Raw genomic sequence first — 13317 nt, 5'->3', positions numbered from 1 at the left:
CCTCAACCCAACCTACCATATAATGACTTTTGAGCCTTAACCGACAAGTATTGAGATAGAGGGGGTTATAATTCAATATTAATAGTGCTGTTCGTAATAGTCTCAAGCTGCTTCAGTATAAAGTTAAAGCTCCATCAAAATGGAGCATCAGCAATTATTTTGATTAGTTTAAAATCTCTTCAATAAACTTCAGCATAACTGGGTATATTCACATCTGCATCTCTTGCTTCTTCCCGACTTTCCCCACCAATATGTTTATCTATCAACGTCGGCACTTGTGTAGCTTGGATGCGACTATAACGAGTTTTATCTGGCATGACTAGATTTGGTCCTGCTTTACAGTTTTTCATACAACCAGTACCTTTAATAATGACATTATCTAAACCATTATTTTCTAACTCTCTCTCTAAAGCCTGACACAAAGCCTTACCACCACGCTTCATACAATCAGACTTTTGACAGACTAAAATTGTAGCTTTAGTCTGAGTCGATTTTTCTTTGGTGTGATTTTTCTCAGAAGTTTCTGGTAATTGCTTCATGGTGTGACTAATTTGGGGTGGAAATCTTCCTATTTCCGAACATGCAGCCATTACCCGTTCTGCTTTGAGGGTTTCTTGTCCTTTTTTAGAGTCGTACTTTTTTGTCCCCACAACTTGCAGCCAAGTACCCTTGGGTAGATGCAAATCAAAAGCTACCCGTAAATGTTTGGCTAATTTCACATAGCATTGACCTTCAGCAGTCGCCAGCAATAAGCCCTTGAGCTTATAACCGTCTTTAATTACAAACTCTAAAAATCTTCCTTCAAGGCAAAATTCTGCTACTTCTACACTGGGAGATACACTCATTTTTTTCACCTATTTTCAATGAAGGATAAGCTGTCAACCGACTAAAACTTTTGGTAGCGACTACGCCAACAATGTTCAAGAGAGCAAATTAGCTCTTGACGAGATGCTGTGAATTGTCGCACCACACTCCAAAGTTGAACAACTACCTGAGGACTAGTAATTTGCACCTGTAATGGCTGGTTAGTCTCGCAGCAAGAGGGAATTTCTAACTCTCTTAAACGCTGATAGACTTGCCAACGGTCTGCCCAATTCACCTCAACAACGTGCTTTATTCCTGTTTCTGAGCTAAAAGATTTCAAGCGAATTGCCCTCAAAGTGCAACAAACTTGCAGTAAATACAAGATATGTACTCCCCAAAATAGGGAGTTAGTTAGAGTTAAGCCTCTTTAATTAGAATAGCGTAAGTGCAAAAAATTGTCATTAATTTTGCAAATCTTTTGCATTTTTATATTTACAGCCTGTTATTGCGTATTTATCTATAATTAAGCTTATTAGTTAGCATAGTATTGGATGTCTATATGAAAATTGAACTTTTAGCATCTAGCTTGGGAATTAATTTACTACAAGTAGCAGTTAAAATTAAAAATTATGTAATATTTAATAGATTTGCTTTCATTTTTTTCAATGTTAATATATAAAAACTAAGCAGTAAAAAATAAAACTGCTAAAAAGCGAGGAAACCCATGTCTGATACACAAACTTTGTTGCAAAATTTTGGTCAAGTATATGACAATCCTGTCTTGCTAGATCGCAGTATAACTACTCCAGTTGTTGAAGGATTTAATGTAGTCTTAGCAAGTTTTCAAGCTTTGTACTTGCAGTACCAAAAACACCATTTTGTAGTTGAAGGCGCAGAATTTTATTCTCTGCATGAATTCTTTAACGACAGCTATACAGAAGTCCAAGATCATATTCATGAAATTGGCGAAAGATTAAATGGTTTGGGTGGTGTACCTGCTGCAAGTTTTAGTAAATTAGCTGAATTATGCTGCTTTGAACCTGAAAGTGATGGTGCATATGCTGCTCGCAAGATGGTGGAAAATGATCTAGTAGCAGAACAAGCTATGATTAGTGTAATTCGCCGTCAAGCTTCTCAGGCTGAGAGTTTAGGGGATAGAGGCACACGCTATCTGTATGAAAAAATCTTGTTGAAAACAGAAGAAAGAGCTTATCATTTAGCCCACTTCTTGGCTAAGGATAGTTTAACCTTGGGTTTTGTCAAATCTGCTGAAAACTAAATTTCACCTCATTGTGATTAATCTCATCTAGCAATGGTGTAAATTAGCTTTACAGGCTATTAAAAAATGATATTTTTAAGCAGAGAGGGACAATTTCACCTTTCTGCTATTTTTAACCAAAAACTTAGGTAATAAATTGTTATTTAACTGGAATATAAAATAATTGCTATTTGTATTCAATATTCATTGTTATTTAAATAAAAACCACAGCGTATATTTTTAAATTTATTGATAATTAATTTTATTAAGATGAAATATATAAATAAAAGTTTTTATCAATATCGCGACCATCTAAGTCATAAAAATTGAAAAAATGACTGTAAGGAAATAAAGTTATTTTTTGATCAACATCCTATTCTTTTTTCGGTTCTGGCTCAACAAAAACCGGAAAACTGGATAATAAATAGCATGAGGAGGGGTAAAGACCCTTACAATAATCAAGATTTGTATTTTTATACTTCAAGGTAACAAACTATGCCCCGTCGTCAAGACCTCCGCAAAATTCTACTGTTAGGTTCTGGTCCGATTGTGATTGGACAAGCCTGCGAGTTTGATTATTCTGGAACTCAAGCCTGTAAAGCCTTACGGGAAGAAGGTTATGAAGTGGTGTTGGTGAACTCCAACCCGGCGACGATTATGACCGACCCAGAAACAGCAGACCGCACTTATATTGAACCGCTGACACCGGAAATAGTAGAAAAAGTTATTGCTAAAGAACGTCCAGATGCCCTACTACCAACAATGGGAGGACAAACTGCTCTAAATCTGGCTGTAGCTTTAGCAAAAAATGGTGTTTTAGAAAAGTACAACGTCGAGTTAATTGGCGCGAAATTACCGGCAATTGAAAAAGCCGAAGATAGAAAACTGTTTAATGAAGCAATGGCTAAGATTGGGGTAGCGGTGTGTCCCAGTGGTACAGCCTCGACTTTAGCAGAATCAAAAGCGATCGCACAGCGAATTGGTACATATCCTCTAATTATCCGGCCAGCCTTCACAATGGGTGGTACTGGGGGCGGTATTGCCTACAATAAAGAAGAATTTGAAGAAATGGCACAAGTAGGGATTGATGCCAGTCCCGTTTCTCAGATTCTCATTGACCAGTCCCTCCTCGGCTGGAAAGAGTATGAATTAGAAGTCATGCGTGACTTAGCAGATAACGTAGTCATTATCTGTTCCATTGAAAACCTCGACCCAATGGGGATTCACACAGGCGATTCTATCACCGTCGCCCCTGCCCAAACCCTCACCGATAAAGAATATCAACGGTTGCGGGATATGGCAATTAAAATTATCCGTGAAATTGGCGTAGAAACCGGCGGTTCTAATATTCAGTTTGCGGTGAATCCTGAGAATGGTGATGTAGTCGTCATTGAAATGAACCCCCGTGTATCCCGCAGTTCCGCTTTATCTTCCAAAGCCACCGGCTTCCCCATTGCCAAAATCGCGGCTAAGTTAGCTGTGGGTTACACCTTGAATGAACTGCAAAACGATATCACCAAGAAAACCCCTGCTTCCTTTGAACCGACAATTGACTATGTTGTCACCAAGATTCCCCGGTTTGCGTTTGAAAAATTCCCCGGTTCTGAACCTGTACTAACTACTCAAATGAAGTCTGTCGGGGAAGCAATGGCTATCGGCCGCACATTTAACGAATCTTTCCAAAAAGCATTGCGTTCACTAGAAACCGGTCGTGCTGGTTGGGGTTGTGACCAAGCCGAGAAATTACCCAGTGGGGAACAAATTCGCGCCCAATTGCGGACACCAAACCCGGAACGCATCTTTTCTGTGCGTCATGCTATGCAACTAGGCATGAGTAATGAAGAAATTTATGAACTAACGGCGATTGACCCGTGGTTTTTAGATAAATTAAAACAACTGTTAGAAGTAGAGAAATTCCTGAAACGCACGCCGTTAAAGCAGTTGACCAAGGAGCAAATGTACGCGGTGAAAAGGGATGGTTATAGCGATCGCCAAATCGCCTATGCTACTAAAACCAAGGAAGATGATGTCCGGGCATTCCGCAAAAATTTAGGCGTGATTCCAGTTTACAAAACTGTGGATACTTGCGCGGCTGAGTTTGAAGCTCTGACCCCTTATTACTATTCTACCTACGAAGAAGAAACGGAAGTTTTACCCACCACCAAACCCAAGGTGATGATTTTGGGTGGAGGACCAAACCGCATTGGTCAAGGAATTGAGTTTGATTATTGTTGTTGTCATGCTGCCTATGCTTTACATGGTGCAGGGTATGAAACAATTATGGTCAATTCTAATCCTGAAACGGTTTCTACAGATTATGATACGAGCGATCGCTTATATTTTGAGCCGTTAACCAAAGAAGATGTTCTCAACATTATCGAAGCTGAGAACCCGGTAGGGATAATCGTCCAATTCGGTGGACAAACACCATTAAAATTAGCCGTTCCCTTGCAGCAATATTTAGAACAACTAGCGAATGGTGATATTTACCAATGTCCTGTTCCTAGTGCTGATTTCCCCCTTCCTCAAATTTGGGGTACATCTCCCGATTCTATTGACATGGCAGAAAATCGGGAGCGATTTGAAAAAATTCTCAATCAATTGAATATTGCCCAACCGCCTAATGGTATGGCCAGAAGTTATGAAGATGCTTTAATTGTTGCTAAACGCATTGGTTATCCAGTGGTTGTACGTCCTAGCTATGTGTTGGGGGGAAGGGCGATGGAAATCGTCTATTCTGATGCAGAGTTAGAACGCTACATGACTTTTGCCGTGTTGGTAGAACCAGACCACCCGATTTTAATTGATAAGTTCTTAGAAAATGCCATTGAAGTTGATGTCGATGCGATCGCAGACCATACTGGCAGAGTTGTAATTGGCGGCATTATGGAACACATCGAACAAGCGGGTATTCACTCAGGAGATTCTGCTTGTTCCTTACCTTCCATCTCCCTATCTCCAGCCGTACTCGCTCAAATCCGCACTTGGACAGTGCAACTAGCACAGGCTTTGTCTGTTGTGGGTTTGATGAATATTCAATTTGCGGTTGTGGGTGCAAATGGTTATTCTCCCCAAGTTTACATTTTGGAAGCTAACCCTAGAGCATCCCGCACAGTGCCTTTTGTTTCTAAAGCTACTGGTGTACAATTAGCAAAACTGGCATCTTTAATCATGTCAGGTAAAACTTTAGAAGAATTAAACTTTACCCAAGAAGTGATTCCCTCTCATATTGCAGTTAAAGAAGCCGTATTACCTTTTAGTAAGTTCCCTGGTACAGATACCATTTTGGGTCCAGAAATGCGCTCAACAGGGGAAGTGATGGGAATTGATAGCGACTTTGGCCGTGCTTTTGCGAAAGCAGAGTTAGGTGCTGGGGAAATGTTACCTCTTAAGGGTAGTGTATTTGTTTCTATGAGCGATCGCGATAAAGCTCCCGCAGTCGATGTAGTTCAAGAATTTATTACCTTAGGATTTAACGTCATAGCTACCCAAGGTACTCGTCAAGTCCTGCAAGAAAAAGGGTTAAAGGTTGAGTCAATACTCAAACTCCATGAAGGTCGTCCCCACGTCCTTGATGCTATCAAAAATCAGCAAATTCAACTAATTATCAATACACCTTCTGGAGAAGAAGCCCATACTGATGCCAGGTTAATCCGTCGCACCGCCTTAGCTTACAAAATACCCATTATTACCACTATTGCTGGAGCCAAAGCCACTGTAGCCGCTATCCGTTCTCTGCAAAACACCACCTTGGATGTCAAAACCATTCAAGATTACTGTCCAATAAGTTAGTCGGAAGCAGGGTGCAGGGGGCAGGAGGCAGGGGGCAGGAGGCAGGGGGAGAATTATCTATAACCTCTTCCCAATCACCAATCACCAGCCCCCTGTTTCAAAAATATTAAGTAATCATTATAGGATAAACATTATGGTTAATATTGAGATATTTTAACAAATATGAGGAATTGATTTCCTCCTTAAAGAATTTGTGTAAGCAGCCTCAGGTATAGAGTTTTAAGTAAAATTACTGGATTGGGCAACCCCAAGCAACCACGAAAATTCGTGGTTCTCGGTAGTCAAATTATTCTCATAAATGTTACAATTATTAATAATCTAAATACAACCAAAAATGTTCGACTTATTACCTTATATCTAACCCTAGGTACTTGTGATTATCAAAAAGTCACTGTAACGTCTAGCAGTTAAGAAGCATAAATTGACTAAATATGAGTAACCGAGTTTATCGGGCGTTTAAGTTGGAAACCTTAGCATGGTTTCCAATCTCACCTGGGTAGCACCTTTACAAGGCATTTATCAGCTAATGACACTACCAGCAAACCCATCATCACCAAAGAGTAGCGCCATGAAGACCGCTCAGACAGCCACCGACCTCGTGCGGACTTACCTGCGTGAGATTGGCCGAGTGCCACTCCTCACCCACGAAGAAGAGATTCGCTATGGGAAACAGGTGCAAAGATGTACCGCCTTGCATGAGGTGAAGGAAAATCTTGCTACCCAATTAGATCGTCAACCTAATTTAGAAGAATGGGCAGCAGCAGCAAAGATAGAACTAGTAGAATTGAACGAAGCGATCGCAGATGGTGAAACAGCTAAACGCAAAATGGTAGAAGCCAACTTGCGATTAGTAGTTTCTGTCGCTAAAAAGTATATTAAGCGTAACGTCGATTTACTCGACTTAATCCAAGAAGGCAGCATTGGAATGCAACGAGGGGTAGAGAAATTTGACCCTACTAAAGGTTACAGATTTTCTACATATGCCTACTGGTGGATACGTCAAGCTATCACTCGTGCGATCGCCGAAAAAGCTCGCACAATTCGCCTACCTATTCATATTACTGAAAAACTAAACAAAATTAAAAAAGCACAACGCCAACTCTCCCAAAAGTTAGGACGTGCGCCCACAGCCACAGAATTAGCTCAAGAGTTAGAATTAACACCCAAACAAGTACAAGAGTGCCTAGAAAAAGCTCGTCTGCCCTTATCTCTCGATTTACGGTTAGGAGATAACTACGACACAGAACTAGGAGAACTGTTGGAAGATACAGGTGCATCACCAGAAGATTTTGTGATGCAATCCTCCCTATCTTACGACCTAGAGCGGATGATGGCAGAACTCACCCCACAACAAAAAGAAGTAATTAAGCTGCGATTTGGTTTATTAGACGGGCAATCTTTAACCCTTGCGAAAATCGGTGAAATCCTCAATATCAGCCGGGAAAGAGTCCGACAAATTGAGAGAGAAGCCTTAACAAAACTTCGCAAATCCAAAACCAATATCAATGAGTATCTTGCTAGTTAGGGAATTGGGAATTGGGGATAAGATTTCTCTTCTGACTCTATATTCCCCAGTCACCTCTCACCTGTCACTTTCTTCCTATTCGCAAAACTACCCTGATTTTGGTACGGTTAAACCGACTCCCTGGAAAAAAATAACCTGTTACATTAGTTGATATGAATATACAACTGTCAGCTACATCAAATACACAATAGGTTATTGATTATTCCAGTCACAATTACCTCAGTCAGTAGTTGTAGTAAAGGAGATAAAAAGTGAGCAACCAATCCAATCGAGTCTCAGAATTCTTTGATAGTGAATCCGAAACTAGCAATTTACTATGGCAGTACGTTAAATCCTTAAGTCCAGAAACAGTCACCCAGTTATCTAAACCTACTTCTGCCGAAGTTTTCCAAGTAATGGAACGTAACATTTTTGGACTTTTGGGAAATCTGCCTCCCGAACATTTTGGCGTTACCATCACCACTAGCCGAGAAAGTTTAGGTAGGTTACTGGCCTCCGCTATGATTAGTGGTTATTTCTTACGTAATGCGGAACAGAGAATGGACTTTGACATAGCTTTACAAGGAAATGAAGCTAATAAAGATTTTGAATAGGGCTATCAGATATTTCTCATAATCAAAGCATTACTAACCAGCACAGTTCTCTGCGAAATCCAATCTTAATTTTTAGTTGAGTGGTTAACAGCTTTTTAGTGAAACTTGATAATTAGAACATCTGAAAATAAATATTAACTCGTCAGGCATCAAACTAGTCTGTCGAGTTTTATTATGAATTAATACTCAATTTGTTTATCTATCCTAAACTATGAATGTAAGCAGTCCCATACCTCATAAAATTATCGGTGTTGCTGTAATTTGGAATGATCAAAAACAAATTTTAATTGATCGTCGTCTTCCCCAAGGAACAATGGGTGGTTTATGGGAATTTCCTGGGGGTAAAATTGAACATGGTGAAACTATACAAGAGTGTATTAAACGAGAAATTTATGAAGAACTAGGAATAGAAATTATAGTAGGAGAACATCTGATCACGATTGATCATACTTATACACATTTGCGAGTTACTTTAACAGTGCATCATTGTCATCATATACAAGGTATTCCCCAAGCAATAGAATGTGCTGAAATCCGGTGGGTAAATTTGCATGAGTTAGATCAATTTACTTTTCCCGAAGCCAATATAGAAATTATCGCCGCTTTGCAAAATAATAAAAATTAATTACACTTTTAAAAATTATTTGACTGAATTTATTTCCCAAACATATCTTGATGCTCGTAAACTGGCGATTAAAGAGAGTAAAAATGCTAAATTGGGAGAATTGGCTAACATTTATTAAAGCTAAATAGGAATTATTATGATCAAGTTAGATATAAGGATGAAGTGATATGAGACCGATTCGTATTTTTTACTTTTCTGATGTTCTTTGCATTTGGGCTTATATTGCCCAGATTCGTTTGGATGAGTTGAAAACAACCTTTGAAGACAAAATTGTGATTGCACAGCACTTTGTCCCTGTCTTTGGTGTTGCTCGTGAAAAACTGGAGAACCGATGGCGCGATCGCGGTGGTTTGCAAGGATACAGCGATCATGTCCAGGAGGTTGCAAAAAAGTTCGATCACATCACCGTTCATCCTGATATTTGGACTCACGTTGCACCATTTTCATCGACATCCTGTCATTTGTTTCTCCATGCGATTCAACTACTAGAAGCGAAGGGTTTAGTAGAGGGAGATCAACAGGTATTTGAAAAAGCAACCAGGGCATTTCGGGAGGCGTTTTTTACCCAAATAGCAGATGTTTCTGACCGCAAGGTGCAATTTGGAATTGCGGAGGAATTAAGACTGCCGATCGCTGATATTGAAGCTCAGATCGATAGTGGTGAGGCTTATGCCCAACTATCCCAGGATTTTGAATTAGTTAAAGAACATACGGTTACAGTCAGTCCCACTCTGATTTTTAATGAAGGCAGACAGAGACTCAACGGCAATGTGGGCTATCGGGTCATCGAAGCCAATATTCGGGAGTTACTACACAATCCTCCGGGAGAACAATCCTGGTGTTAGGAATGCAAGCATTAATGATAAAGCATCTCCAAATCTGATCAAATGCCAGTGATCTACCTTCTTCTACCTTTAACCTTTGTTAGCAACTCATCTTTGATACGGTTCAAAATTGAAGTTTCATCCAGAGTTGATAAAATTTGATTAACAACTGCTTTAGGTCCCTCTGCCCCCCAAGTTGCCCCATTAGCTAAGTAAGCTTTAGTGACTTGTCCAATGCCATAAGACGACACTCCCGCTACTCCCCCTTGAGTTATGGCTACTGATATATAAGGGGCTAGAGAAATTCCGGCTGTAGCTGATGCAGAGATACTCAATAAGCTTTTTAGACCACTCAAACCTAAATTTGCCAGCAGTTCACTCGCCCCGATACCGCCCATACTCAGGGCAATTTTTTGTAGCAACTGCACCGCACCGCTTTCTGTCATGGGGATGCCGTAGAGTTTAGATAAACCAAGAATTAAAGCAATATCAATGACTACACCACTAAGTATATCAACTACAGTCACAGGATTGAGTGCGATCGCCACTGCTTTAGTCATCACCGCTTTCCAAATCAACTGATTCGCATTCTCTTCCCGAATCATCAACTTCCGCTGCACAACCTGCTCATTCACCGTATCAGCATAAAGCATCGAATTCAAAGCCACTAATGCCTTACCCTCGCGTTGTAGAATCTCTAAAATTTTCAACTTTAATTCATCAACTTGAGCATCACCTGTACGCAACTGTACACCCCTACTCCCATCAGCACGACACACCGCTGTTTTTACCAAAGGTGAAGCCGCAGACATCACAATCTCATCCGGTGAAACCAATTCACGCACCCTCTCATCCCGAATTTTGTGGTAAATTGCCATCCTGTCAGCTTCTGGATATTGGTCAACCTTATTAAACACCAAAATAATCGGTTTCCCAGCTTCCCGCAGTTGAGAAAGTGCCTCATGTTCCATCTTTGTCATATCAGCAGTAATCACAAACAAAATTAAATCTGCTTGTTTTGCTATCTGTTCAGCTAACGCAGCACGGGTTTCTCCATCAACTTCATCTAATCCAGGAGTATCAATTAATTCAACTTGGGATTGGCTACTAGTACCTAAAGTCACTCGCAAAGCTCTTTCAGTTTTACCAATAGTTTCTTCTGTAATCCGCCAATTCACCTTTTGTTCGGTACGGGTAACACCATGCAAAGGGCCAGTTTCAAAAACTGATTCACCAACTAAAGCATTAAGCAAAGAAGATTTACCACGTCCCACCATCCCAAAAGCAGCAATTTGCACCACCATACTTTCTAATTTTAAGAGCATGGTTTCTAAGTCAGCAATTTCTGCCTCCAATCCAGCTTTTTCTTGGATAGTGAGGTCAAGATGATTGACTAAATTTCTCAGCGCTGTTTTGGCTTGTTTATAGTTGAGTTCGGCTTGAATATCTTCAAAGGTGAAAATGGCACTGTCCAATTCTTCTTCCCAGTTGGGTAATTGGTTTGCAGAGGGTTCGGGTAATGTTGATGTCATGTCAATTTATGAATTTGGGATTGACCTCGTTTCTGATCTTAGTAATTTTTAACAGGAGTTTGAGAAAATAAAGCAGAGAAAATTACTATAATCTAGAACTGACCTAACTGATATATTTATTAGGGTGTGTCAGATGGCGAAAATCTGTTGATTTTTACCGAATTATCAAGTCTGACGCATCTTACAAGAGTCATTGATTGCGTAAGTACTATAATCGTTGCCTAATCGCTGATAATCTCTGTTTTTCCGTTTTTCTTGCAATTCTGCTGAATTTTCATTAAGGTTAAAGTTCAGTTCACAAAAATAATTTTGTATAATTACTGAGATGATAGTAGTTGACTATCCATCCATTTTCCTGGATTATATAAAATAAGGCGTTGTTAATAATCAAGCATCAACATTGACAAATAATCTAGATTATTACCTATAATTAAAATTTAGCCAATGAAGAAGATTTTGATAATTGAAGATGATCCTCTCTTACGAGACCTGATTCAGCAAATTCTCGATCTGGAAGGATTCTCTACGATGACCGCAGAAGATGGATTTCTCGGCTTACAGATGGCTGAACAGCATCAGCCAGATCTGATTATTTGCGATATAATGATGCCTCGATTAGATGGCTATTCCTTAATTCAAGTATTGCGTCAAAACCCAATTAATGCCACAATTCCTTTTATTTTTTTGACGGCTAAAGCCGAGCGATGTGATCTGCGTCAAGCAATGGAACTTGGTGCTGATGATTATTTAACTAAGCCTTTTGAAACCACTGAACTCTTGCAAGCAATTAAGACACAACTCCAAAAACGTGAAGCTGTTAACCAACATTATATGAATCAAGTTCAGCAAATGCAAACTGAACTTGTATATTTAGCTCGTCATGATAGTTTAACAGGTTTACCTAATCAATTTTGTTTAGAGGAACAATTCAATAAAAACCGTTTTCAAGTTTATAACCAGCAACAAATGCTGCCATTTTTACTTATTGATATAGAGATTCTTAATCCTAATAAATTATGTTTTGAAACTGGCTTACAATATTTTCTCATAAAAATATTATCTGAAAAATTAAGCAATTTGAATTTGCAAAATGATCTAATTGACTTAATAGCCCATTTAAAAACAAATCAACTAGTAATTTTATTAAAACCAATTCAAGATATTAAGACGATAACCGATATTGCTCAACAATGTTTAGATAATTTATTGGAACCATTATTTATTAGTAATCAAAAAATATTTCTTCAAGCTAAAATCGGAATTTCTTGTTATCCAAATGATGGACTAGAACTCGGTCAATTATTAACTCATGCAGAATTTGCTCTTGAACATTATCAACTTCAAGACACTAATTTATATCATTTTTATAATCAGGAAATACTAGATAATTTCTGTAATAAATTTATTTTGGAAGCTGATTTAATACCTGCTTTAGAGAGAGGCGAATTTCAGCTTTATTATCAACCTCAAATTAATATTACAACGGGAAGAGTTGTTTGTTTAGAAGCATTAATCCGTTGGCAACATCGAGAATATGGAACAATTTCTCCAGTAGAATTTATTCCTATTGCCGAGAGATCTGGTTTTATTATTCCCTTGGGAGAATGGATAATTGCAACAGCTTGTAGAGAACTTAAAACTTTGCAGTCTGAACAATTTAATGATTTTAATATGGCTGTAAATATATCAGCTTGTCAGTTTAAAACCGAAAATTTTAGTGAAAGAATTATTGACATTATTACAAAAATAGGAATTGCCCCTGAATCTCTAGAATTAGAATTGACTGAATCGGTGTTTATTCAAGATGTTGAATTAGTAAAGCAGAAATTAGATACTTTAAGCAATCAAGGTATAAAAATATCAATTGATGACTTTGGGACAGGTTACTCATCATTTAAATATCTGCAAGATTTTTCTTTTCATAGCCTGAAAATAGATCGTTATTTTATTACTAATATTGACCAATTAAAAAATAAACAAGCTCTTGTCAAAAGTATGATTCAGATGGGGAATAATCTTAATCTCGATATTATTGCTGAAGGAGTAGAAACAAAAAATGAGTTAGATTGGCTGAGGCAAAATGATTGTGATGTAGTTCAGGGATATTTTTTTAGTCCTCCTTTACCAATAGAAGAATTAAAAAAATTTTTATTGTTGAAAAACTCAACTTCTGCTCCAGAGAATTATTAATCACAAATGGAAATGATAAAAACACTATTCCCTATCCCCATGAATAACTTTTATGGCTTACGCTACGCTATCAGCAAACCCTATATATAGCAATTCCTATTCAAGTAAGGTAAGGTACAAGCAGCAGCCCTCTAAATATTGACAAATAACATATGATATGATTGGAGTCACGGG

10 protein-coding genes are annotated in these 13317 nt (G+C 38.6%); 7 read left to right on the top strand and 3 right to left on the bottom strand.

The features are described from left to right. Positions 1-179: 179 nt before the first annotated feature. Both VB713_RS13330 and VB713_RS13325 read right to left on the bottom strand, forming a co-directional pair. A complete protein-coding gene (locus tag VB713_RS13330; protein WP_323312007.1) occupies positions 180-845 on the bottom strand; it encodes a (2Fe-2S) ferredoxin domain-containing protein in 666 nt (221 codons plus the stop codon). A 41-nt stretch (positions 846-886) separates the two neighbouring features. Then, entirely contained in the window at positions 887-1144 is a 258-nt protein-coding gene (locus VB713_RS13325) for an Asr1405/Asl0597 family protein (protein WP_323312009.1), read from the bottom strand. Positions 1145-1528: 384 nt separating this feature from the next. Between VB713_RS13325 and VB713_RS13320 the strand changes: the two genes are divergently transcribed. From VB713_RS13320 to VB713_RS13295, 6 genes are all read left to right on the top strand, one after another. Beyond that, positions 1529-2083 carry a Dps family protein gene (locus tag VB713_RS13320; RefSeq protein WP_323312006.1) on the top strand — a complete coding sequence of 185 codons (555 nt, stop codon included), beginning with the start codon at positions 1529-1531 and terminating at the stop codon, positions 2081-2083. A gap of 474 nt (positions 2084-2557) precedes the next feature. After that, positions 2558-5854: a carbamoyl-phosphate synthase large subunit gene (gene carB / locus VB713_RS13315; protein WP_323312005.1), complete on the top strand. Its 3297-nt coding sequence runs from the start codon at positions 2558-2560 to the stop codon at positions 5852-5854. Between the two features lie 568 nt (positions 5855-6422). Then, positions 6423-7379: an RNA polymerase sigma factor, RpoD/SigA family gene (locus VB713_RS13310; RefSeq protein ID WP_323312008.1), complete on the top strand. Its 957-nt coding sequence runs from the start codon at positions 6423-6425 to the stop codon at positions 7377-7379. Between the two features lie 251 nt (positions 7380-7630). Further along, positions 7631-7972: a DUF760 domain-containing protein gene (locus VB713_RS13305; RefSeq protein WP_323312004.1), complete on the top strand. Its 342-nt coding sequence runs from the start codon at positions 7631-7633 to the stop codon at positions 7970-7972. A gap of 211 nt (positions 7973-8183) precedes the next feature. Then, positions 8184-8597, top strand: coding sequence for an 8-oxo-dGTP diphosphatase MutT (gene mutT, locus VB713_RS13300; protein WP_323312003.1), 414 nt, complete (start codon positions 8184-8186; stop codon positions 8595-8597). 167 nt (positions 8598-8764) lie between these two features. After that, positions 8765-9442, top strand: coding sequence for a DsbA family oxidoreductase (locus VB713_RS13295; RefSeq protein WP_323312002.1), 678 nt, complete (start codon positions 8765-8767; stop codon positions 9440-9442). 53 nt (positions 9443-9495) lie between these two features. Here the strand turns inward: VB713_RS13295 and VB713_RS13290 are convergent, their stop codons facing one another. Continuing rightward, positions 9496-10953, bottom strand: a complete 1458-nt coding sequence (locus VB713_RS13290; protein WP_323312001.1) for a GTP-binding protein — start codon at positions 10951-10953, stop codon at positions 9496-9498. Between the two features lie 444 nt (positions 10954-11397). On the opposite strand from VB713_RS13290, the gene VB713_RS13285 reads away from it, so the two are divergent. Beyond that, positions 11398-13143: an EAL domain-containing protein gene (locus VB713_RS13285; protein ID WP_323312000.1), complete on the top strand. Its 1746-nt coding sequence runs from the start codon at positions 11398-11400 to the stop codon at positions 13141-13143. Positions 13144-13317: the final 174 nt, after the last annotated feature.

The organism is Anabaena cylindrica UHCC 0172 (assembly GCF_034931625.1).
Taxonomy (GTDB): domain Bacteria; phylum Cyanobacteriota; class Cyanobacteriia; order Cyanobacteriales; family Nostocaceae; genus Anabaena; species Anabaena cylindrica_A.
This window is presented reverse-complemented; position numbering and strand designations above follow the sequence as displayed.